Below are 23,659 nucleotides of genomic sequence, written 5' to 3'. Positions count from 1 at the left end.
GGGCAGAGTGGGAGGGGCATCGGGCAGCCGCGAATTCCCCCGGCGTCTGCCCGGTGCCTCCACGAACTGCCGGGCCCCGCTCGGACCCCTGACGGAGTAGACGGAAGGTTCAGTGATGGATACGAACACGACCAGCGAGGCTCCCGCGAGGGCGGGGCGGCGGGAGTGGATCGGCCTGGGCGTTCTGGCCCTGCCCACGCTCCTGCTGTCCCTGGACGTCAGCGTGCTGAACCTGGCCCTCCCCCACCTGAGCGCGGACCTGGGCGCCAGCGCCACCCAGCAGCTCTGGATCATGGACATCTACGGCTTCATGATCGCCGGGTTCCTGATCACCTGGGGCAACCTCGGCGACCGCATCGGGCGGCGCAAGCTGCTGCTGTTCGGCGCCGCGGCCTTCGGCGTCGCATCGGCCCTCGCCGCCTACGCCGACAGCCCCAACACCCTGATCGCCGCCCGCGCGGTCCTCGGCATCTCGGGGGCGACGCTGATGCCGTCCCTGCTGGCGTTGATCGGCAACATGTTCCACGACCCCAAGCAGCGGGGCACGGCCATCGGCGTCTGGATGAGCTGCTTCATGGGCGGCATGGCGCTCGGCCCGGTCGCCGGTGGCGCGCTGCTCGACCGCTTCTGGTGGGGTTCGGTGTTCCTGCTGGGCGTGCCGGTCATGGTGCTGCTGCTGATCCTCGGCCCGCTGCTGCTGCCCGAGCACCGCGACCCGACGGCGGGCCGGACCGACCTGCCGAGCGTCGTGCTCTCCCTCGCCACGATCCTGCCGGTCATCTACGCGGCCAAGAAGCTGGCCACCGACGGATTCGCGGCGACGACGCTGCTGCCCCTCCTCGCCGGTGTCGTCATCGGCGTCGTGTTCGTCCAGCGGCAGCGCAAGCTGGCCAGCCCGCTGCTGGACCTGCGGCTGTTCCGGAACCGCACGCTCAGCTCCGCCCTCGGCGTCGCCCTGCTGTGCTCCGCCACCATGGGCGGCGTGACGCTGCTCGTCTCCCTGTACCTCCAGCAGGTGGCGGGGCTCTCCCCGCTGGAGGCGGGGCTGTGGCTGGTGCCGTCCTTCGCCCTGGCGATCGTCGGCAACCTGGCCGCGCCCAACCTGGCGCGCCGCATCCGGCCGGCCTACGCCATCGCCATCGGCCTGCTGGTGACGGCGGTCGGCCTGCTGCTGATCACCCAGGTCGACGACAAGGGCGGCATCGCCCTGGTGGTGACCGGATACGCCATCGCGTTCGCGGGCACCAGCCCGATGGGCGTGCTGAGCACCGAACTGGTCGTGGGCTCCGCACCTCCCGAGAAGACCGGCTCGGCCGCGGCGATGTCGGAGACGAACGGCGAGTTCGGCATCGCGATGGGCATCGCCGTCCTGGGCAGCGTCGGCGCGGCCGTCTACCGAGGCCGGATGGACGACAACATGCCCGCCGACGTTCCGGCGGGCACCGCCGGCACCGCGCGCGACAGCCTCTCGGGCGCCTCGCAGGCCGCCGCCGATCTCCCCGGGGCCGCGGGGGAAGACCTGCTGTCCGTCGCCCGTGAGGCGTTCACCCACGGGCTGCACATCGTCGCTGTCTCGGCCGCCGTCGCCATGGTCGCCTTCGCCGTGCTCTCCATCGTGGTGCTGCGGCACGTACGCCCCAGCGCGGTGAGTGAACAGCAGCCCGACGGCACGGCCGACGAGACGGCCGGCAAGTCGGAGCCCAGCACGGTCGGAAGTGCCGCTACGCAATCCTGAAGATGTGCGGGTGCGGGCCCCGTTGCCATGCTCGAAGCGCTTCATCCGGATCTCTTCACCCGAGAAAGAGGACACGGTGCTGACGGCTCAGACGACGACACGGGAACAACTGGTCCGCAACGCGACGGAGTCGGCCTCCACGCTGCGCGAGCACGCCGACTGGTCGGAGGAGAACCGGCGGATCCATGACAAGTCCATCCAGGTCCTGACCGACGCCGGCCTCTTCCGCATGCGGGCGCCCGCTCAGTACGGCGGTCACCAGTCCGACACCCGCACCCTGTACGAGGTGGCGGTGGAGCTCGGCCGGGCCGACGGCTCCGCCGCCTGGACGGCGTCCGTGTACTGGATCCCGACCTGGATGGCGGGGCTGTTCCCCGACGGGGCGCAGGCGGAGGTCTTCTCCCCCACCCCCGACGTACGGATCTGCGGGACCCTGAGCCCGACGGCGACGGCCGCCCCGGCGGACGGCGGCATCGTGGTCGACGGGCGGTGGGGGTTCATCACCGGGGCCCTGCACGCCCACTGGCAGCTCGTCGTCGCGGTCCTGATCCGTGCGGACAGCGAGCCCATGCCCGTCATGGCGCTCGTGCCGATGGAGGACCTGACCGTCATCGACGACTGGTACACGGCGGGGCTGAAGGGCACGGGCAGCGTCACCACGGTCGCCGAGGGGGTGTTCGTCCCGCAGGAGCGAGTGCTGCCGCTGGGCGCGGTGTTCCAGGGCCAGTCCGCCTCCCAGGCCAACGCCGGCCAGTCGATCTACCGGGCCCCGCTGCTGCCGGTCGCCGCCGCTTCGTCGGTGGGCCCCGTCGTCGGGATGGCCAAGGGCGCCATGGACGCGTTCCTCCAGCGGCTGCCCGAGCGGAAGATCACCTACACCTCCTACGAGCGGCAGAGCGATGCCGCGCTGACGCACCTCCAGGTCGCGGACGCGGCGATCAGGATCGACGAGGCGGAGTTCCACGCCCACCGCCTCACCGCTCAGGTGGACGCCAAGGCGGCCGAGGGGGCCGAGTGGACGCTGCTGGAACGGGCCAGGGCACGCGCCGACATGGGCGCGGTGTGCCGGCTGGCGAAGGAGGCCGTGGACATCCTCAACACGGCCAGCGGGGCCTCGTCGATCCGCCGGGACGTCCCGATCCAGCGGTTCCAGCGCGACGTTCAGGCGGTCAACCTCCACGCCCTGATGCATCCGAACACCAACGCCGAGCTCTACGGGCGGGTTCTCTGCGGCCTGGAGCCCAACACCCTCTACGTGTGAGCCGGCCTCTTCCGGCCCGGCCTCGGACGACGCCGCGAACCTGATCGTCCGTACAGGAACTCCAGGGTGTGACCACCGCGCCCGGCCCACCGGCCTCCACGCCGGCGGGCCGGGCGCGGCCATGTGTCCGACGGCTCGAACGGCTCGTCCTCGCGCACGGCGGCCGGGCAGCCGGAAGGCGGCGGGCAGGCATCTCCCCGCCGCCGCGCCGCATCACCGCATCCCGGTCACCGAGCCCGGTGTTCGGCCTTCTTTCACCAGTCGGTGTGCCCGTGGTACCGGAGATTGGTGATGAACAGCGGGATTGAGCTTCTCCGGATGCTGGTAAGGGCCGTAGTCGTCGGTGCAGCGGGTGAGGGAGACATCCAGGCCGAAGGACCGGTGGTACGAGCGGGCCAGCAGGTCGGAGGCGGCCTTGGACGCCGCGTAGGGGAGTTGGGCAGCAGCGGGGACTCGATGGATCCCGCGCCGCCCGTCACCAGCAGCCTCATCCTCATACCCCTTTCGCGGCGGGCCGGGACACTGCCGCGGGGAGCGGCAGGTCCGCGGTCATGACGGCGAAGGGGCCGAACAGCGCGCCCCGCGCCCGGGCAAGGCCCTCCAGCGTGGTGTCGTCCAGCACGATCGCGTCGGCCAGATCGACCGTGTGCAGCCGGGAGTTCACGCCGACGGCGGTGAAGGGACCGATGCGGCTGTCCTCGACCAGGGCGCCCGCACCGATGACCGCCGGCCCTTCGACGAGGGACCGCACGACGCGGGCGCCGGGACCGACCCTCACCTGACCGCGCAGCACACTGGCTTTGTCCGCGCTCCCCTCCATGCCGCCGCGCAGGTCCCCGAGGATCCGGCGGTTGGCCTCCAGAAGGTCTTCGGCGCGGCCGGTGTCCTTCCAGTACCCGTGGTACTCGCTGCAGCCGATCTCCGAGCCGTGGCTCAGCATCCACTGGATCGCATCGGTGATCTCCAGCTCGCCACGCGGGCTCGGCCCGATGGAGGCGACGGCCCGGTGCACGGCGGGGGTGAAGAAGTACACGCCGATCAGCGCGAGATCGCTGCGTGGTCGCCGGGGCTTCTCGACCAGCTTCCGCACCCGGCCCCTGGCATCGAGCTCCACCACGCCGAAGTCCCGCGGATCGTCGACCCTGTGCACGACTACATGAGCCGCGGGCCGCTCCCGCCGGAACTCCGACGCGATCCGGTCGACCCCGTCCGGCAGCAGATTGTCACCGAGGAACATCGCGAAGTCGTCGTCGCCCAGGAAGCGGCGGGCGAGCGTCACACAGTGCGCCAGACCGTAGGGTCGGTCCTGTCGCAGATAGGTGATGGCGGCGCCGAACCGGGAACCGTCGCCGATGGCCCGGCGGATTTCGGGCTCCCGGTCGCCCACCACCATCCCGATATCGGTGATGCCGAGGCTCCGTATATTCTCCAGAACGTATTCGAGAACCGGCTTGTTCGCGACCGGCACAAGCTGTTTTGGCATGAAATTGCTCAAGGGTCGTAATCGGGATCCCGATCCGCCAGCCAAAACCAGAGCCTTCATGGAGACGATCTCCTCCCTCTATTTCACCATGGTCGCGAGAGGGGGGAGAAATCCGCATCTCCGAGAATGCGGCACGATCCCCGCAGGACCGGATTCCGCACGCCGTTTCGCCCTACACGATGTGCACGCCCGGCACGTACAGGATCCACTTGCCGCCCTGCTCCGCGAACTGCCGCTCCTTCGCCATGATCTCCTCCTCGTGGTTCCAGGCGAAGAGCACCGCGTACTCCGGATACGGGTCGGCGAACACCTCGGGCGGACGCACCGGAATGTGCGAACCAGGAGTCACCAGGTGCTGTTTGACCTGCGTCGAATCGCAGATGTACGGGATGAGGTCCGGGCCGATGCCGCAGTGGTTGAGGATCGTGGCGCTCTTCGAGGTCGCGCCGTACCCGGCGACGCTGCGCCCGTCGGCGCGCAGCTCGCGCAGGAGCCCCACCAAGTCCTGGCAGACGTGCTCCGCGGTGTCGGCGAACCGGCGCAGCGTCGCGATGTCGCCCAGACCCTGCCGCTCCTCGTCGGCCAGCAGTTCCTGGACGGACGCCCGCACCTCGCGGGTGCCGGGCCGCGCCAGGGTGTACCGCAGGGAGCCGCCGTGCACCGGCAGCCGCACCGCGTCCACCAGCTCGAAACCGAAGCGGTCCGCGGTGGCCCGCATCGAGCGCGCGCTGAGCAGGTAGTAGTGCTCGTCATAGATCTGGTCGAACGCGGTGCGCTCGACGATGTCCCCCAGATAGCGGTCCTCGAAGACGAGCACCCCGTCGGGGGCGAGCAGCACGTCGACGCCCTTCAGCACGGAGTCGAAGTAGGCGAGGTGGCTGATCGTGTTGGCGGAGAAGATCAGGTCGGCGGGCCCCTTCTCGAAGCGGATGGCGGCCGCCGACGCCTCGTCGAAGAAATCGACCCTCACCTCGCTCCCCCGCTCCCGGGCGACCTCGGCCGCCCCCGCCGACGGGTCGACCCCGAGGTGCCGCACTCCCTGCCTGCGGAGGGTCTCCAGCATGACACCGTCGTTGCAGCCGATTTCCACGACAAAGGGTGTACGGCTGCTGAGCTGCCCGTCCAGAAACTCCAGGGCGGTCCGCTCGAAATGTTCTCGAATGAGCCGCGACTCGGACGAGCGATAGGGGTATCCGGAATGGAACATGACATCCCGGGGGACCTCGTTCAACTGCTGGACCATGGTGCAGGTGGAGCACTGCCCCATCGCGAGGTCGTAGAACACCTCACCGGTCAGGTCGGCGGGATCCACGAAGGCGTTGGAGACGGGTTGGCGTCCGAAATCGATGAACTTCTGCAGGTTGCCGCCACAGACTCGGCAGCCCATTATTTTCGCGAATTCGCTCTCAGCGGCCGTCATGGAAGAAACATAGAACTCCCGCTCATACCCCGTCATCTTCCGCTGTGCTCTCCCGGCCCTCCGGGAGAGCACAGCGGTGGGCGGATACGGCTCGCTCCGCTGCCCGTCGTCCGGGTCCGCGCTATTTGCGGGTGAGGAAGGGGAGCTGCGGGCGGACGCCGGCCCGGCCGGAGACGCCGCCGTCCGGGGTGGGGGCGCCGTAGGTGACGTCGACGCCCCGGTCGCGGGCCGCCCGGACGATCCCGGGGATGGCGCGTTCGGCCAGTGCGGAGATGGTGAGCGCCGGATTGACGGTGAGGGCGCCCGGTACCGCGGAGCCGTCCGTCACGAAGATGCCGGGGTGGCCGCGCAGTTCGTGCCGGTCGTCCAGGGCGGACGTGTGCGGGTCGTCGCCGATGCGGCAGGAGGCGAGCGGGTGGACGGTGTAGGCGCCCACCACGTCGTTGGTCCAGGGCATCACGCGGGCCAGTCCGTCGCGTTCCAGGATGTCCTTGACGACCGCGTCGGACTCGTCCCAGCCGCGCAGGGTGTTGGCGGTGGGCCGGTAGGAGATGGGGCCTCGGCCGAGCATCTGCTGGGAGATCCGGACGGCGTTCCCGGTCGGCGGCGGCGGGCCGAAGACGCCCTCGTTGTCGTCCTCGACCATCGTGAAGATGGTCAGCCAGGAGCGCCAGCGCCGGACCATCTCGGTCTTCTCCGCACCGAACCAGCTAGGGCCCTTGGCGTCGGGGACCTGGGCGAGGATAGTGCCGAAGCCTGGCGGGAAGTAGAGCTGTTCGAGGGAGAACCGGGAGTGCTCGGGCAGGTTGCCGTCGAGGTTGTCCCAGCTCGCCACGACCGGGCCCTTGCCGATCTGGTTGGCGAGATAGGCGGTGCCGTCGCCACGGTCCAGGCCCAGGAGGTCCCGGGCGCGCTCTTCGTTGATCACGGCGTTGTTGAGCCGCTCGCCGTTGCCGGAGAAGTAGCGTCCGACGGCGTGCGGCATCCCGCCGAGGTCGCCGGCGGAGCGCTGCAGGATGACCGGGGTGGCGCCGGCCCCCGCGGCCAGGATGACGATCTTGGCGTCGATGACGCCGCTGCCGTTGGTCAGCCGGTAGTCCGTGTCGTGGATGGTGTTGTAGTGCACCCGGTAGCCGCCGCTGTCGGTGCGGGTGAGTTTCTGCACCTCGTGCAGCGGCCGCACCTCGGCGCCGTGGGCTCGTGCGGCGGGCAGGTAGTTCAGCAGGAGTGAGCGTTTCGCGTCGAACCGGCAGCCGGCCATCATCCAGTTGCAGTTGGTGCACTTGGAGTTGTCCACGGCGGTGGGGACGGGGTTGGCGGTCCGCCCGGCGTGGTCGCAGGCCGCGGCGAACAGACCGCCGGCGTAGCTGACGTCCTGCCAGCTCTGGGTCGATACCGGCAGCGCCTCGCTGACCACGTCGTACCAGGGGTCGAGGGTGTCGCGGCTGATCGCGGCCGGCCACATCCGGCGGCCGATGCTTCCGGTGCGGTCGAAGACGAAGCGGGGCGCGCGGGGCATCGCTGCGAAATAGACGACGCTGCCTCCGCCGACGCAGTTGCCGCCGAGCAGGCTCATACCGTCGCCGACGGTGAAATCGAAGATCCGGGTATAGGAGGAACCGAGGAGGAAGTCGTGCTCGAAGTCGTTGGATTCCAGCCACGGGCCCCTCTCCAGCACGGTCACCTTCGCCCCGCCCGCGGCCAGGTGGTAGGCGGAGATGGCTCCGCCGAATCCGCTGCCCACGATCAGCACGTCGGTCTGCTCGGTAGCGTTCACGCCGGGCTCCCGGAGGGTGTGGTGTCGGGGTGGAGCCGGGCGAGAGGGCGACCGTAGGAGAATTCGGCGAAACGCCACTGCCCGTCGTAGGACGGGGGTGCGAAGCCCAGGGCGGCCAGCCCCGGGTGCCCGGCGGCGATCGCGTCGGCGGTGTGCAGGTGGGCGCCGGTATCGAAGGCCATGTTGCTGAACAGGGCGAGGCTGACCCACAGGTCGCGTTCGGGGTGGCCGGGGGCGGTCAGGACGGTCACCAGGCGGGTGCGCTCGGCGTAGGACAGTGCGACGAACGGCGGCACCGCGGGGTCCGGCTCGGCCGGTTCCCCGGCAGCGTGCAGCCGGGCGTGTGCGTTGAGGGCGTCGGCGAAGTCGTCCAGGGAATCCGAGAGCCCGGTGGCAGCGGTCCGGAGCAGTTCGAGGGCGCCGGCCGCCACCGCGCCGGGACCGGGTACGACGCCGGCCACAGCCCGGTCCTCGTCGTTGCGTTTCGCACCGGGAACTATGGTGTCGGCGAAGGCCTCCAACGTGCTGACTTTGTCCTGATTTAACATCGGTTGAATGGAAGGCATTCCTTCTCCATTTCGGTGTGCGGGCCCGATGTGAACTCGGCGGCGACTCGGCATGCCGGAAGCCTCTCTCCGTGCACTGATCCTCCGCCGCGGGGGATGATCAAAGCATCTCCGCCATTGCTGTAACTCCGCGCCTAAAGGATTCCGCATATGCCCATGGGTCATTCGTGACAAACATCGATTTCGTGGTTGCCCGGCCCCTTACCAGTCGCTAATAATGTCGCGGAGCCGACCGACTTCACCTGGCGTGAAACGATCGGCTCACAGGCGTGACCGATCGGCATCCGTCTCGGCTTCGGAGGACAGAATGCACAGCGCACAGTGCACAGTGTCAGGGATCGAGAGGGCCGTGGAGCAGTCGATCCGCATCATGCGGAACAAGCTCTCGGAGCCCCTGAGCATCGATGACATGGCTCGATTCGCCATGTACAGCAAATTCCACTTCTCTCGCGAATTCCATCGGGTCACCGGGATTTCACCGAAACGTTTCCTCTCTGCGCTGCGGATACAGGAGGCCAAGCGGCTGCTGTTAACCACCGGCATGACGGTCACGGACATCAGCTGCAGCGTCGGGTACAGCAGCGTTGGAACGTTCAGCTCACGCTTCACGAACAGCGTCGGACTTCCGCCTTCGCTGTACCGGCAGTTCGGTGGATACGCGACGCAGATAAACGTCGCAAGAAACATGGGCGCCGGAGAGTCGGTGCGGGGTTTCGTCACTGCGCCGACCGTCGCCGAATTAGGCATTATTTTCCTGGGCGTCTTCCCGACGAGAGTGCCGGAGGGTCGGCCCATTAGCTGCACGGTTCTCCGTACGCCCGGACCGTTCGAGATGAAGAACGTGCCGCCAGGCATGTGGTATTTGCTGGGCCACTCCGTACCCGCCACCGCGCATGAGGCGCTGACGGACGGGCTGCCGGTCCATGTGGGATCTCTCGGTCCCCTGGAAATCCGTTCGCGAGCGGCGCATGCCGTCGTCGAATTCCCGCTGCGAGGCGTGCGGGTTCTCGATCCGCCGGTGCTGATGGCGCTCCAGCAGGTACGGTCGGCCGCCTTCGAGAACAACCCGGTGCAGCCCGTCGGATGACCTCCGGGTGCGAGCGCCGCCGTAACCCCTTCGGGGCCGAAGCCGCGCCGGGCGACCGGGACCTCGCTCGGTTCGGCGCCGGCGGCATGCGCCGGATCGGTCCCCGGGTCCTGGCCATGGCCCCTCCCACTGTCTTCTGACGGCGACCGCCGGTTCCCGCCCTCCAGGCGTTCGCCGCCGGGCGCAGCATGCCCTTCTCGGCCGGACCTTTCGGCGTGCCCAGAGCCCGGTGTCCGGGCACGGCCCGCCCGTCGGCCCGGCGCCCCGGACGCACCGACGGGGCCGCCCGGATGGTGTGTCCGGGCGGCCCCCGCCTTCTCGTCGCTTCGGCGGACGTTCGTCAGGACGCGTCGAACGGACTGTTCTGGTACGCCGCCAGGGACCACACGCCGTCCTCGCCCCGTACCGCGACCCAGGACGCGCGTACCCTGCGCTCGGGCCGGAGCGTGTCCTCGCCGGGTGCGCGGACACCGCCCTCGGTGACCAGGACGGCCGCTTCGTCGCCGAGGAAGTTAACGGCGACCGGCGCGCCGGTGACCTGGGTGCCCTTGAACGGGCCATCGAAGGCGGCCGCCATGAACGAACGGATGGCCTCCCTGCCCTGGCAGTGGACGCCGGGCATCACCATGCTGGCGTTCTCGGTGAAGATGTCCGCGAAGGCGGCGGCGTCATGAGCCGCCCACGCCGCCATGATGCGCTCCGGCAGGCCGGCGACGTCCTGCTCCCGCTCGTCGGCCGTGGTCGTGGTCGTGGTCGTGGTGTCAGTGGAGTTCATCGGATTCCTTGCCTCCGTGATGTGGGCACGATGCCGAGGGAACCGGGCGGGTACGAGTTCGGCTCCGTTCATCTGTCGGGTGCGCGACGACGGGTGCCCAGTGGGCCGCGCGGAACAACGTCACCGGACCGGGCTCAGCCGTCAGCGGCCCGCCGTCGCCCGGTGCGGCCGCCGTCGTACGGTACGAGCGGCCGATCGCGGTTGCCCGGCCGCCCGGCTCGGGGCTGTCTCGATGCTCGCCCGCCACCTCGGTGGCGTACCACTCCCGGATTGCTCTGGATTCCATCGACTGCACTTCTCCGTGGCCCGGTGTCCGGACCCGAGATCCCTGAGCAAGCCGGGAGATGCCGGCCGTTGGGCGATCCCCAATCGTGTCTGTGGGTCCTCCATGAATCGGGCGGGGCCCGGTGGATCCGCGGAACGCGCAGGGGGCGTCGCCGTCCCGCGCGAAGAGAGACAGGCGCGACCGGTGACGCCTGCCCTGAGGACGAAGGAAAGGGAAAGCCGATGGCCGACGTGCGGCCCTATTACGAACTGCGCCATCTCGTCGGATTCGAGGAGACCAACCTGGTCGGCAACGTCTACTACGTCAACTACGTCCGCTGGCAAGGCCGGTGCCGGGAGATGTTCCTGCTGGACATGGCCCCCGAAGTGCTCGACGACATCCGCGACGACCTGAAACTGTTCACCGTCTCGGTGGGCTGCGAATTCTTCGCCGAGATCACCGCCTTCGACCAGCTCGCGATCCGAATGCGCCTGGAGGAGCTGACCGAGACCCAGCTCGTCTTCACCTTCGACTATCTGCGGCTGCACGAGAACACCGAGAACCTGGTGGCCCGCGGCCGGCAACGGGTGGCCTGCATGCGCGGCCCCAACGGCGACACCCGCCCCACCAGGGTGCCCGACGCCCTGCGGCTGGCCCTGGAACCGTACGCCGCGCGGGTGTCGGCCTCAGTCCCCACGAGCGGAGGCTGAGGCGCCGACGGACATGCCCGGTGCGCGGTCCTGGTGCAGGGGCCGCGCCGTGCGTTCCGGCGCAGGAGGGCGTGCTGTTCAGGTGGGAGACGTACGCCGCGATCAGCTCGCGCTCCCCCGCGGCTCAAGGAGGCCGGCTCCCGCGGCAGTACGTCGGCGAGCTGGTCGAGCGGCGCGGCGGTGTCCGGACGCTGGGCCATCGGACCGCGGATGCCGGGCTCGTCGTTGCTGATCGTGGCATGGGGCACGGGCACATCCTCGCGAGTCGTCCGATCGGCGGACGCATCCATGCTCCTGAGGGCGTCGCCCGTGACCGACTCCTCCGTTTCTCGATTCGGTCCGCCACCGCGTAAGGGCTGTCCCCCGCTCCGTCCCTTTCCGTCCGCCGCCCCGGACATCCGGCAACCGGGAAGAACGAAACGCTCTCCATCCCCTTTACTGTCGCCGCATCCGACAGCGGAAAAGGAGATCCGTCGTGGCAGACATCGATGAATTACCGGTTCGTGGGAGCGGCGTCGGCACCGGCGCGGGAGAGGTGCGGCGGCGCGGCCTCCTGCTGGTCGTCAGTATCGTCGCCGGATTTCTGCTGACCGTGATCTGGTCGGCCGAGTTCGTCGACAAGACGGTCGGCGGCACTATCGCCAGGTCGATTCTCGGTCATGATCCGGAGACGTCCCCGCTCGCCTCGGTGGCGGCCGGGACGGCCTTCGCCTTCACGTCCGGTCTCGCCGGGACGTTCACCGCGTGCAACATCGCGGTGTTCGGCACGGTCGCCCCGATGCTGAGCACCGTGAACAGCCGCGCCGGCCGGGCCGTCCAGGCGCTCAAGCCGCTCGGCTGGCTCTTCCTGGGAATGGCCGTGGTCTCGGCGGTGTACGGCGCGGTGGTCGGTCTGGTGGGTACGTCGATGCCGCAGTTCTCCGAGGCCCAGCCCGCTCCGGGCGTGCTGTCGGGGCGTTCGGTCCAGTCGATGGTCACGTTCGGGGCGATCGGCTTGGCCATGTTCTACCTGGGGCTCAGCTCGCTGGGATACACCCGTGACCCGTTCGCCAAGGCGGCCCGCCGCTTCCCCCACGTCCAGCAGGTCTTCATGGGCGTGCTGGTCGGCGGCTTCCTCATCGGGCGGCCGTATCCGCTCTTCCGTCAGCTCTTCCGTGACGCGGCCGAGAGCGGCAACCCCCTCTACGGGGCGGCGGCGTTCGTGCTGCAGTCGATGGGCAACGTGGTGATCGTCGCGCTGCTCTTCTTCGTCATGGCCTACTTCGCCGGTGGGCGGCTGTCCGTCTGGCTGACGGCCAGGCCGGGCCGGATGGCCGCCGTGACGGCGGTGACCCTGATCGTCGCGGGCGTCTTCACCTTCCTCTACTGGGACGTCAGGATGCTCGCGCGCCGCGAGATCATCCCCTGGTACCCGATCGCGCCCTGGGCGGCCTGACGGCATCCGGCCCCGCCGCCCGGTCACGACCGGGCGCACGACGTATGCGCATTCCCGAAGATGCCCGGCTCTTCGCCGCCGTCCGACGATAAGACCCTCGCCACCGCCTGGTGGCCGGCCGAGGAGGCACCGCGTGGCAACGGCAACGGGTTCTCTGCGCAGACTTCTGATGGCTCCGTCCCTGCGTGACGTGAGCTTCGCCGGACGCGGCTTCCCGGTGGCCGAGACCGCTGCCACCAGGAAACTGGAGACCATCCCGCAGACCGTGGTGACCGGCTTCGAATGGGGCATCGAGTCCAAGGACCTGTGGGAGACCGAGCGGCGGCTGTCGCTGGTCGACCCGGAGGTGCAGGGCTTCGCGTACGAGGGCGCGACCATGGCCTCGGTCATCCGGGACTCGCTTCCCGGCCGCGGCGGGCGCACCCGGGAACTGCTCCAGGGCGCCGGACGGCGGCACATCTTCCTCAACTACATCGGCATCGGCTTCGCCATGGCCAAGCTGCCCCGGCCGCTGTGGAAGAAGGTCATGCCCGACGACCTCGACGGCGAGGAGTTCTACCCGCCGATGAGCTGGCTCGCCGTCGACGGATACGGCTTCGACCGTGCCTACTTCGACCCCGCCCGCTGGGTCGACGACCAGCGTCCGGACACCCCCTACGCGTGGGAGGGGCGCCCGGACTACTTCCGGCGGGCGGTGGACCAGGGCATCGGCCGCGCCCTGTGGTTCATCCACGGTGCGCACGTCGGGCAGGTCAGCGCCGCCGTGCGCAGGTTCGCCTCCGAACGTGAGCCGGATCTGTGGGCGGGCGTGGGACTCGCCGCCACCTTCGCGGGCTGCTCCACGGCCGACGAACTGACCGCGCTGCGCGCCGAGGCCGGGGAGCTGAGCGGCCATGTGGCGCAGGGCTCCGTCTTCGCGGCGAAGGCCCGCCACTTCTCCGCCACCGTGCCCGAGCACACCCGGACCGCGCTGCACGCGCTGGCCGGGATCACCGTCGAGGCCGCGGCCGCGCTCGCCGACGACGCCGCGCCCGCGCCGGGTGCGGCAGGCGATGTCCCGACCTATGAACTCTGGCGCCGCGCGGTGCGTGAACAACTTGTCGTGCATACCCGTTGAGCATTCCTGGAGTAGCCGCACGGGTACCCGTATCGAATATCTTCGTCTAACGAACGGTAAATTCAGGCAAAGGATCGAGGGGCGGTCTTTCGGGTGTCCATCTTGCGTGCGCTGAGGCGCCGAGTCCTCACGCCCAATTTCCGGGAAACGAAAATGGAAACACGCAAGTTCCACGTCAAGAACGCGGAGGCGAAACAACAGCTAGAAATTGTCGGGACGAGCTTCCTCCAGGGATACGCCTACGCGGTCGAGGCACGCTCCGCGGACCAGGCGGCCGAGTGGCTGGAGACGGTTCCCCGGGCCTTCCGCGGATTCGCGTACGAGGGCGCCGGAATGGGCGCCGTCATGCTCGACTCGCTGACGGGCGGCGACAAGCGGCTGACCGGAATTCTGGAGGGCAGGGGCCGGCACCACAACTACATGGTCTACGTCGGCGTCGGCTGGGCGATGGCCAGACTGCCGAGGTTCATGTGGCCCGACGTGAGCGGTACCGACCCGGTGCTGCGCTGGCTGATCCTGGACGGGTACGGCTTCCACCAGGCGTACTTCAAGACCGACGCCTACGTCCGCAACCCGGCCCTGGAACACCCCTTTAGCTGGAAGGGAGGGCCGGACGCCTACAGCGCCCGCGTCATCGACCAGGGCATCGGCCGCGCCCTGTGGTTCGTCGGCGGCGCCGACCCCGACGTCGTCGCCGAGCTGATCGACGCCTATCCGGCCCACCGTCACGGCGACATGTACGCCGGCGCCGGGCTCGCCTGCACCTATGCGGGCTGCGCCGACGAGGACGAGCTGCTGCGCTTCGCCGAGCACGCGGGTACGCACCGGCCGAGTCTCGTGCAGGGCTCCGCGTTCGCCTGCGAGGCCCGGGAACGGGCGGGGACGACGACCGCCCACACCCACCTCGCCGCCCGGGTCCTGTGCGGCGGCCGTACCCCCGAGGAAGCGGCGCGGGTGTGCATCGATTCGAAGCCCGCGGGCTGCGACGGCGGGGAGATCCCGGCCTTCGAGACCTGGCGGCGGCACATCGCCGCCGCCATCAGTTCCGTTCCGCACACATAGAAAGGCGCCGTCGCATGACACATCCAATTACCTGGCTGCGGAAGCAGACCCCCGGGCTCATCGCACTGATCCTCATGGTCGGCACTTTCTACGCGGTGAATCCGAGCGAATCCAGCGCCTCCGAAAAAGCTGAACTGGCGAAGAATTTCTCATTCGAGCCGCTGGCGATAGCCGTGCCGGGGGGATACAAAAGGCAGAGCGTACGCAAGGTGAACAAGGCGTACAAGCACATCGAGGCGTGGATCTCCTCGGTGGGCTCGGGCGTCGCCATGAGCGACATCAACGGTGACGGGCTGCCCAACGACCTGTGCATCACCGACCCGCAGATCGACCAGGTCGTGATCACACCCGCTCCGGTGCCCGGACGGCCGAGTCCCTCGTACGCCCCGTTCGTGCTCGACCCGGCGCCGCTGCCCAAGAGCGACAGCATGGCTCCGATCGGCTGTGTCCCCGGCGACTTCAACGAGGACGGCCTGACCGACCTTCTCGTCTACTACTGGGGTCGCACCCCGGTCGTCTTCCAGGCGAAGAAGGGGACCGGGCAGGACCCGCTGCCGATGACCGCGGAGCGCTTCGAACCCGTCGAGCTGGTCCCGGGCAACGGCGGCAGCGTCTACACCGGGCCGCTGTGGAACTCCAACGCCGCGGCCGTCGCCGACTTGGACGGCGACGGACACAACGACATCTACATCGGCAACTACTTCCCCGACAGCCCCGTCCTGGACGACACCGTGGACGGTGGGGTGACGATGAACGACTCGCTGTCGCACGCCCAGAACGGCGGCGGCGGCCACTTCTTCCGCTGGACCCCGACCGGCTACGAACAAGTGGAGGGCGTCCTGCCCGAGGGCATCGACCGGGGCTGGACGCTCGCGGCCTCCGCCATGGACCTGGACGGCGACCAGCTTCCCGAGCTGTACCTCGGACACGACTTCGGGACCTCCGCGCTCCTCCACAACGAGTCGACGCCCGGAAAGTTCAAGTTCCGCGAGGTCAAGGCCGAGCACACGGCGACCATCCCCAAGTCCAAGGAGATCGGCCGCACCTCCTTCAAGGGCATGGGCATCGACTTCGCCGACCTGGACAACGACGGCATGTACGACGCGTTCGTCTCCAACATCACCACGTCGTTCGGTATCCAGGAGTCGAACTTCGCCTTCATGGCGACGGCCAAGGACAAGGCTGAGCTGCGATCCCAATTCCGGGACGGCGTCGCCCCGTACAAGGACGAGAGCGCCCCGCTCCACCTCGCCTGGTCCGGATGGGGCTGGGACGTGAAGATGGGCGACTTCGACAACGACGGCGTCCAGGAGATCACCCAGGCCGTCGGCTTCGTCAAGGGCAAGCGCAACCGCTGGGCACAGCTCCAGGAACTCGCCACCGCCAACGACGAGCTGGTCAAGCACCCCTACTTCTGGCCCAACATGCAGGAGGGCGACGACGTCGCCGGCAACCAGCACATGCGCTTCTTCGCGAAGAACAAGGACGGCAAGGCATACCGCGACCTGTCCGAACAGCTCGGTATGGCCGTGCCCGTGCCCAGCCGGGGCATCGCCACCGGCGACGCCGACGGTGACGGACGCCTCGACATGGTCGTCGCCCGCCAGTGGGAAGACCCCGTCTTCTACCACAACGTGAGCCCGGACCCCGGCGGCTTCCTGGGGCTCAAACTCACCGACGCGGCCGGTTCGCCCGTGATCGGCGCGCAGGTCACCGTGACCCTGCCCGATGGCAGCACCCGCCTGGGCCGCGTCGACGGCGGCAGCGGCCACTCCGGCAAGCGCAGCCAGGACGTGCACATCGGACTCGGCCGGAAGGCCGAGGGACCGATGCAGACCCATCTGACCTGGCGTGACCACACCGGCCAGGTGCGCAACCAGGACCTCGAGTTGACCCCCGGCTGGCACTCGCTCCAGCTCGCTGCCGATGCCAAGGAGAAGTGACCGTGTCTGCCGCAACCGCAACGCCCGGGGCCGCCGCGCCCCGGCACGACGTGAAGGTCGTCACCGCACTTCGCCGGTTCGCGATCTCGATCTCCGTCCTCAACATCCTCGGATACACCGTCCTCGGCTTCGAACAGCCCTGGCTGTGGCCGTTCATCGCAGTCTTCACCGCCTACGTGGTGGAGATCGCGCTGGAGGCCGTCAGCGCCCGCGGTGAGAAGCGCGCACCCCGCTTCGCGGGCCGCGGGTTCAAGGGCATGGTGGAATTCCTCTTCCCCGCGCACATCACCGGCCTCGCCGTCAACATGCTCACGTACGTCAACGACCGCGTGTGGGTCATGGTCTTCGGCGTCATCGTCGCCGTCGGCACCAAGTGGGTGCTCCGCGCCCCGCTCAAGGGCCGCATGCGGCACTACATGAACCCGTCGAACTTCGGCATCGCGGTGATCCTGCTGCTCTTCCCCTGGGCCAGCATCGCCCCGCCCTACCACTTCACGGAGTACCTGCACGGCCCCGGCGACTGGGCCCTGCCCGCGGTCGTCCTGGTCCTCGGCACCATGCTGAACGCCAAACTGACGGGCCGTATGTGGCTGATCGGCGCCTGGCTGATCGGCTTCGCGCTCCAGGCCGTCGTCCGCGGCCTCCTCCTGGGAACCGCCATCCCCTCGGCACTGGGCATGATGACCGGGACAGCCTTCATCCTCTTCACGAACTACATGGTCACCGACCCCGGGACCTCGCCCTCCAAGCGGTCCTCCCAGATCGCCTTCGGCGCGGGCGTCGCGGCGATGTACGGACTGCTGACCGGGCTCGGCATCGCGTACGGCATCTTCTTCGCCACCGCCCTGGTGTGCCTCATCCGCGGCGGTTTCCTGTGGGGCCTCCACTTCCTCGCCAAGCAGCGTCCGGCCGTGGCCCAACCGGCGCACCGGGCCCCGGCACAGCAGACCCCGGCGGAGCCCGCGGAGCAGCTCGCCGCCGTAGCGGCTCCCGCGACCGCTCCCGCCCCCGCCCCCGCTCCCGCTCCCGTAGACGCGGCCACGGTCGCGGCGGTCCGCACCGGTGACCCGTGCCGGGACGGCACCTGCTTCCACGGCAAGTGCGCGTCCATGCGAGCGGCGGCGCAGCAGAAGAAGAAGGCGGCGGTGCCCGTATGAGCCGAATCGCGATCGTCGGCGTGTCCTGCAGCTACCCCGACGCCACCACCCCGCGCGAACTCTGGGAGAACGCGGTCGCCGGGCGGCGGGCCTTCCGCCGGCTGCCCGATGTGCGGATGCGCCTGGACGACTACTACGACCCGGACCCCACCGTCCCCGACAAGTTCTACGCCCGTAACGCCGCCGTGCTGGAGGGGTGGGAGTTCGACCGCATGGCCCACCGCATCGCGGGCAGCACCTACCGCTCCACCGACCTCACGCACTGGCTCGCGCTCGACACCGCCACCCGGGCGCTGGCCGACGCGGGCTTCCCGGCCGGGGAGGGGCTCCCCAAGGAGCGCACCGGCGTCGTCGTCGGCAACACCCTCACCGGTGAGTTCGCCCGCGCCAACGTGATGCGGCTGCGCTGGCCCTACGTACGCCGGGTGCTGGCCGACGCCCTCAAGGGGCAGGAGTGGGGCGACGAGCGCCTCGGCGAGTTCCTCGAAGGAGTGGAGGACGCCTACAAGAAGCCGTTCCCCGCCATCGACGAGGACACCCTCGCGGGCGGCCTGTCCAACACCATCGCCGGCCGGATCTGCAACCACTTCGACCTCAACGGCGGCGGATACACCGTCGACGGCGCGTGCTCGTCCTCGCTCCTGTCGGTCACCACCGCCTCCGCCTCCCTGCAGAACGGGGACCTCGACATCGCCGTCGCGGGAGGCGTCGACCTGTCCATCGACCCCTTCGAGATCATCGGATTCGCCAAGACCGGAGCGCTGGCCAGAAAGGAGATGCGGCTCTACGACCGGGGCTCCAACGGCTTCTGGCCCGGCGAGGGCTGCGGCATGGTCGTCCTGATGCGCGAGGAGGACGCCCTCGCCGCCGGACACCGTATCTACGCCTCGATCGTCGGCTGGGGCATCTCGTCCGACGGACAGGGCGGCATCACCCGCCCCGAGGTCAGCGGCTACCAGCTCGCCATGGCCCGCGCCTACGAACGGGCCGGCTTCGGCATCGACACCGTCCCGCTCTTCGAGGGCCACGGCACCGGCACCGCCGTCGGCGACGCGACCGAGCTCAGGGCGATCATGGGCGCCCGCGCCCAGGCCGACCCCCATGCCCCCACCGCCGTCATCAGCTCCATCAAGGGCATGATCGGCCACACCAAGGCCGCCGCCGGAATCGCCGGACTGATCAAGGCCACGATGGCCCTGGACGCCGAGATGCTGCCGCCCGCCATCGGCTGCGTCGACCCGCACGAGCTGCTCACCGACGAGTCGGCCAACCTGCGGGTACTGCGCAAGGCGGAGGCCTGGCCCAGCGGCACACCGCTGCGCGCCGGGATCACCGCCATGGGATTCGGCGGGATCAACACCCATGTCGTCCTCGACAAGGCCGCCCCTGCGGGACGCCGGACCACCAGCCGCCGCGCCACCACCCTGGCCAACTCGCTCCAGGACGCCGAACTGCTGCTCCTGGACGCCGCGTCACCGCAGGCGCTCAAGGAACGCCTCACCCGAGTAGCCGACTTCGCCGCCAAGGTCTCCTACGCCCAGCTCGCCGACCTGGCCGCCATCCTCCAGCGCGAACTGCGCGAACTCCCCTATCGGGCGGCCGCCGTCGTCACCTCACCGGAGGATGCCGAACTGCGGCTGCGACGGCTGGCCGAGACGCCGGACACGGACGGAGACATCACGCTCTCCCCCGACGGCCGTGCCTTCCTCGGCCGGGCGAGGGACACCGCCCGCATCGGCTTCCTCTTCCCGGGCCAGGGCTCGGGCACCTCGACCGGCGGTGGCGCGCTCGCCCGCCGCTTCACCGAGGCCGCCGACGTGTACCGGCGGGCCGGGCTGCCCACCACCGGCGACATGGTCGCCACTGACGTGGCCCAGCCCCGCATCGTCACCGGCTCCACCGCCGGACTGCGCGTCCTGGACGCGCTCGGCATCGAGGCCGACGTCGCCGTCGGCCACAGCCTGGGCGAACTCTCCGCCCTGCACTGGGCGGGCGCCCTGGACTCCGCCACCCTGCTGGCGGCGGCCCGGGTCCGGGGAGCGGCCATGGCCGCGCACAGCGCCTCGGGCACCATGGCCTCGCTGGCCGCCACCCCCGAGCAGGCCGGGGAGCTCATCGAAGAGCTGCCCGTCGTCATCTCCGGCTACAACGGCCCCCAACAGACCGTCGTCGCCGGAACCGTCGACGCCATCGCCGCTGTCACCGAACGGGCCGGCCGGGCCGGTGTCGCCTGCACCGGCCTCGCGGTCTCGCACGCCTTCCACTCGCCCCTGGTCGCTCCGGCCGCCGACGCCTTCGGCGACTGGCTCGCCGGGGTGCGCCTGGACGAGGTGAACCGCCGGGTCGTCTCCACCGTCACCGGCGGAGCACTGGAGCGCGACACCGACCTGTCCAAGCTGCTGCAACAGCAGATCACCGACCCGGTTCTGTTCACCCAGGCGGTGCGGTCGGCCGCCCGCGACGTCGACCTGTTCGTCGAGGTCGGCCCCGGCCGGGTGCTCGCCGGCATGGCGGCGGCCACCGCCGACATACCGGCTGTCGCCCTCAACACCGACGACGAGTCCCTGCGCGGACTGCTCCAGGTCGTCGGCGCCGCCTATGTGCTGGGCGCCCCGCTCATCCACGAACGGCTCTTCAACGACCGGCTGACCCGGCCGCTGGAGGTCGGCGCCGAGTTCAGCTTCCTGGCCAACCCCTGCGAGCAGGCGCCCGACGTCGCCCTGCCCGCCACACGAGGCCCCCAGGCCGAGGACGCCGGCGACGGCGTCACCGCAGAGGCCGGCGGCTCGGCCGGGGCGCCGGCGCTCGACGTGCTGCGCGCCCTGGTCGCCGAACGGGCGGAGCTGCCGCCCGAGCTGGTCGACGACAACAGCAGCCTCCTGGACGACCTGCACATGAGCTCGATCACGGTCGGCCAGATCGTCAACCAGGCCGCCGTCCAGCTCGGCCTCACCGCCGCCCATGTACCGACCAACTTCGCCACCGCCACGATGGCCGAACTGGCCGAGGCGCTCACCACGCTCGCCGAGACGGGCGGCGCCGCCCCCGCCCCCGCCCCCGTCGTGGCGGGCGCCGCCGCATGGGCCCGTCCCTTCGCCGTCGAGCTCGACGAGGTTCCGCTGTCCCCGCCCGTCCTGAGCGAGGGCAACGGAACCTGGGAGCTGTTCACCGCCCAGGACCACCCCTTCGCCCAGGACGTGCGAAGCGCCCTGGAGAACGCCGCGGTGGGCTCCGGGGTGCTGGTCTGCCTGCCACCCGCCTGCTCCCGGGAGCAGATCGAGCACGCGCTGAACGGCGCCAGGGCCGCCCTCACCGGCGACCGCGAGCGCCGCTTCGTCCTGGTGCAGCACGGCCGGGGCGCGGCCGGACTGGCCAAGACCCTCCACCTGGAGGCGCCCCACCTGCGGACCACCGTCGTCCACACCCCGGTGGCCGACGGCGCCGCGGACCGGGTGGCCGCCGAGGTCGCCGCGACCACCCGCTTCAGCGAGGTCCATCTCGCCGCGGACGGCACCCGCCGTGTCCCGGTACTGCGTGCCCTGCCGGTCCGCGCCGAGCGTACCGAGCAGGTCCTGAAGGACTCCGACGTCCTGCTCGTCACCGGCGGCGGCAAGGGCATCACCGCCGAGTGCGCCCTGGCCGTGGCCCGGCAGACCGGCGTCAAGCTGGCTGTTCTCGGCCGCTCGGACCCTGCCCTGGACGAGGACCTCGCCGCGAACCTGCGGCGGATGGCGGACAGCGGGGCCACCGTGCGCTACGCCGCCGCCGATGTCACCGACCCGGCAGGCGTCGCCGCGGCCGTCGCCGAACTCACCGACGCGCTCGGCCCCGTCACCGCCGTGCTCCATGGGGCGGGCCGCAACGAGCCCGCCTCCCTCACCGGCCTCGGCATGGACGACTTCCACACCACGTTCGCCCCCAAGGTCGACGGGCTGCGCACCGTCCTGGACGCCGTCGGCGAGGAGAACCTGAAACTCCTCGTCACCTTCGGCAGCATCATCGGCCGGGCCGGACTGCGCGGCGAGGCGCACTACGCCACCGCCAACGAATGGCTGGCCGACCTCACCGAGAAGGTCGCCCGCGACCACCCGGACTGTCGTGCCCTGTGCATGGAATGGTCCGTGTGGTCCGGAATCGGCATGGGCGAGAAGCTCTCCGTCGTCGAGTCCCTGTCCCGCGAGGGCATCGTCCCGGTCTCACCCGACCAGGGCGTCGCGATCCTGCTGCGGCTGATCTCGGACCCGGACGCCCCCGTGGTAACGGTGATCAGCGGACGTACCGAAGGCATCGGAACGGTACGCCGCGACCTCCCGCCGATGCCGTTGCTGCGGTTCACCGGGAACCCACTGGTGCGCTACCACGGCGTCGAACTCGTCACCGAGGCCGAACTGAACGCCGGTACCGATCTCTACCTCGCCGATCACCTCCTGGACGACACCCTGCTGATGCCCGCCGTGATCGGCATGGAGGCCATGGTCCAGGTGGCGTCCGCGCTCACCGGACGCGGCGACGTACCGGTCATCGAAGGGGCGCGGTTCCTGCGGCCCATCGTGGTGCCGCCCGCGGGGACCACCCGCATCCGGATCGCGGCCACCGTCACCGACACCGACACGGTGGACGTGGCCATCCACGCGGAGGACACCGGCTTCGTCGCCGAGCACTTCCGGGCCCGGCTGGTCTACTCCGGCTCCGCGATCCCGGACGGGCCCCCGGCTCAGGTGGGCGGGGGCGTCCCGGCCGCCCCGCTGGACCCGGCGGCCGACCTGTACGGCGGTGTCCTCTTCCAGGGCGAGCGCTTCCAGCGGCTGCGCCGCTTCCACCGGGCCGCCGCCCGGCACGTCGACGCCGACGTGGCGGTCGCCGCGCCGTCCGGCTGGTTCGCCGGCTTCCTGCCGGACACGCTGCTGCTGGCCGACCCGGGGATGCGGGACGCGCTGATGCACGGGAACCAGGTGTGCGTCCCCGACGCGACCCTGCTGCCGTCCGGCATCGAACGGCTGTACCCGATGGCCGCCGGCGGCGACCTGCCGCAGGAGGTGCGCTACTGCGCCACCGAGCGCCACCGGGACGGCGACACCTATGTGTACGACATCGCGGTACGCACTGCCGACGGCGCGGTCGTCGAACGGTGGGAGGGGCTCACCCTGCACGCCGTCCGCAAGACGGATGGCTCCGGGCCGTGGGTCGCCCCGCTGCTCGGCTCCTACCTGGAGCGGACGGTGGAGGAGGTGCTCGGCACTCACCTCGACATCGCCGTCGAACCGGACCTGCCCGGCGCGAAGGAGTGTACCGACGAGCGCCGCGCGGCCACCGCACGGGCCGTTCAGCGGGCACTGGGCGAGAGCGCCGAGGTGCGCTACCGGCCCGATGGACGTCCCGAACTCGCCGACGACCGGCGGATCTCGGCCGCCCACGGCCTGGGCGTGACCCTCGGGGTCGCCGCTGCGCGGACCGTGGCCTGCGACATCGAGGCGGTCCGCGTCCGGGGCGCCGACGCATGGGCGGGGCTGCTCGGCGAGCACGCCGAGCTGGCCGCTCAGGTGGCCAAGCAGACGGGCGAGACCCCCGACACCGCGGCGACGCGCGTGTGGGGCGCCGTCGAATGCCTCAGGAAGGCCGGGCTGATGGCCGGGGTGCCCCTCACCCTGGCGCCGCGGGACCGGGACAACTGGGTGGTCCTCACCGCGGGCGGGCTGCGTATCGCCACCTTCGTCACGGCGTTGCGCGATGCCCTGGAACCGGCGGTCCTCGCCTTCCTCGCCGAGAGCCCGGACGGCACCGCGCCCCGGGCCGCCGCCAGGACCCGGTCATGACCGGCCGCAGGAGGCGCCGCACGCACCGGCTCCCGGCCGCCGCCCCCGGCAAC

The 23,659-nt window shown here is 70.3% G+C and carries 15 protein-coding genes and 2 pseudogenes; 10 read left to right on the top strand and 7 right to left on the bottom strand.

The genetic code is table 11. From position 1 onward, the window contains the following. Positions 1-115: 115 nt before the first annotated feature. Positions 116-1,735: an MFS transporter gene (locus ACGF2V_RS18260; RefSeq protein WP_362707079.1), complete on the top strand. Its 1,620-nt coding sequence runs from the start codon at positions 116-118 to the stop codon at positions 1,733-1,735. A gap of 76 nt (positions 1,736-1,811) precedes the next feature. Beyond that, a complete protein-coding gene (locus tag ACGF2V_RS18255; protein WP_362707076.1) occupies positions 1,812-2,996 on the top strand; it encodes an acyl-CoA dehydrogenase family protein in 1,185 nt (394 codons plus the stop codon). A 281-nt stretch (positions 2,997-3,277) separates the two neighbouring features. On the opposite strand, the pseudogene ACGF2V_RS18250 reads toward ACGF2V_RS18255, so the two are convergent. The 5 genes and pseudogenes from ACGF2V_RS18250 to ACGF2V_RS18230 form a co-directional block, all read right to left on the bottom strand. Then, positions 3,278-3,451: pseudogene (locus tag ACGF2V_RS18250) on the bottom strand (GDP-mannose 4,6-dehydratase); the annotation flags it as partial. 38 nt (positions 3,452-3,489) lie between these two features. After that, on the bottom strand, positions 3,490-4,539 hold the full coding sequence (locus tag ACGF2V_RS18245; RefSeq protein ID WP_362707074.1) for a glucose-1-phosphate thymidylyltransferase: 1,050 nt from the start codon (positions 4,537-4,539) through the stop codon (positions 3,490-3,492). 112 nt (positions 4,540-4,651) lie between these two features. Beyond that, positions 4,652-5,899, bottom strand: coding sequence for a class I SAM-dependent methyltransferase (locus ACGF2V_RS18240; RefSeq protein ID WP_362625693.1), 1,248 nt, complete (start codon positions 5,897-5,899; stop codon positions 4,652-4,654). A 121-nt stretch (positions 5,900-6,020) separates the two neighbouring features. Further along, positions 6,021-7,676, bottom strand: coding sequence for a GMC family oxidoreductase (locus ACGF2V_RS18235; RefSeq protein ID WP_362707071.1), 1,656 nt, complete (start codon positions 7,674-7,676; stop codon positions 6,021-6,023). Next, positions 7,673-8,242 (bottom strand): DUF5987 family protein, encoded by a 570-nt coding sequence (locus ACGF2V_RS18230; protein ID WP_362625689.1) that lies wholly within the window; start codon positions 8,240-8,242, stop codon positions 7,673-7,675. Before ACGF2V_RS18230 ends, ACGF2V_RS18235 begins: the two co-directional genes overlap by 4 nt. A gap of 370 nt (positions 8,243-8,612) precedes the next feature. Here ACGF2V_RS18230 and ACGF2V_RS18225 point away from each other — a divergent pair, with 370 nt between their 5' ends. After that, entirely contained in the window at positions 8,613-9,329 is a 717-nt protein-coding gene (locus tag ACGF2V_RS18225) for a helix-turn-helix transcriptional regulator (RefSeq protein WP_362625718.1), read from the top strand. Between the two features lie 340 nt (positions 9,330-9,669). Here ACGF2V_RS18225 and ACGF2V_RS18220 read toward each other — a convergent pair whose 3' ends face one another. Beyond that, entirely contained in the window at positions 9,670-10,104 is a 435-nt protein-coding gene (locus ACGF2V_RS18220) for an SgcJ/EcaC family oxidoreductase (protein WP_362707068.1), read from the bottom strand. Positions 10,105-10,611: 507 nt separating this feature from the next. Between ACGF2V_RS18220 and ACGF2V_RS18215 the strand changes: the two genes are divergently transcribed. After that, positions 10,612-11,079, top strand: coding sequence for an acyl-CoA thioesterase (locus ACGF2V_RS18215; RefSeq protein WP_362625685.1), 468 nt, complete (start codon positions 10,612-10,614; stop codon positions 11,077-11,079). 34 nt (positions 11,080-11,113) lie between these two features. Here ACGF2V_RS18215 and ACGF2V_RS18210 read toward each other — a convergent pair. Further along, a pseudogene (locus tag ACGF2V_RS18210) lies at positions 11,114-11,327 on the bottom strand (alkylhydroperoxidase); the annotation flags it as partial. A gap of 227 nt (positions 11,328-11,554) precedes the next feature. Between ACGF2V_RS18210 and ACGF2V_RS18205 the strand changes: the two are divergent. The 6 genes from ACGF2V_RS18205 (at position 11,555) to ACGF2V_RS18180 (ending at position 23,606) form a co-directional block, all read left to right on the top strand. Then, positions 11,555-12,514, top strand: a complete 960-nt coding sequence (locus ACGF2V_RS18205; protein ID WP_362707065.1) for a hypothetical protein — start codon at positions 11,555-11,557, stop codon at positions 12,512-12,514. A 133-nt stretch (positions 12,515-12,647) separates the two neighbouring features. Further along, complete coding sequence (locus ACGF2V_RS18200) at positions 12,648-13,631, top strand: DUF1702 family protein (protein ID WP_362625681.1); 984 nt, start codon at positions 12,648-12,650, stop codon at positions 13,629-13,631. 93 nt (positions 13,632-13,724) lie between these two features. Next, positions 13,725-14,693, top strand: coding sequence for a DUF1702 family protein (locus ACGF2V_RS18195; RefSeq protein ID WP_362625680.1), 969 nt, complete (start codon positions 13,725-13,727; stop codon positions 14,691-14,693). 14 nt (positions 14,694-14,707) lie between these two features. Continuing rightward, a complete protein-coding gene (locus ACGF2V_RS18190; RefSeq protein WP_362625679.1) occupies positions 14,708-16,636 on the top strand; it encodes a CRTAC1 family protein in 1,929 nt (642 codons plus the stop codon). Positions 16,637-16,638: 2 nt separating this feature from the next. Continuing rightward, entirely contained in the window at positions 16,639-17,793 is a 1,155-nt protein-coding gene (locus ACGF2V_RS18185) for an enediyne biosynthesis protein (RefSeq protein WP_389047370.1), read from the top strand. Further along, positions 17,790-23,606: a type I polyketide synthase gene (locus ACGF2V_RS18180; protein WP_362707062.1), complete on the top strand. Its 5,817-nt coding sequence runs from the start codon at positions 17,790-17,792 to the stop codon at positions 23,604-23,606. Before ACGF2V_RS18185 ends, ACGF2V_RS18180 begins: the two co-directional genes overlap by 4 nt. The last annotated feature ends 53 nt before the right edge of the window (positions 23,607-23,659 follow it).

This window comes from Streptomyces sp. NPDC047982, from assembly GCF_043204165.1.
GTDB lineage: Bacteria > Actinomycetota > Actinomycetes > Streptomycetales > Streptomycetaceae > Streptomyces.
This window is presented reverse-complemented; position numbering and strand designations above follow the sequence as displayed.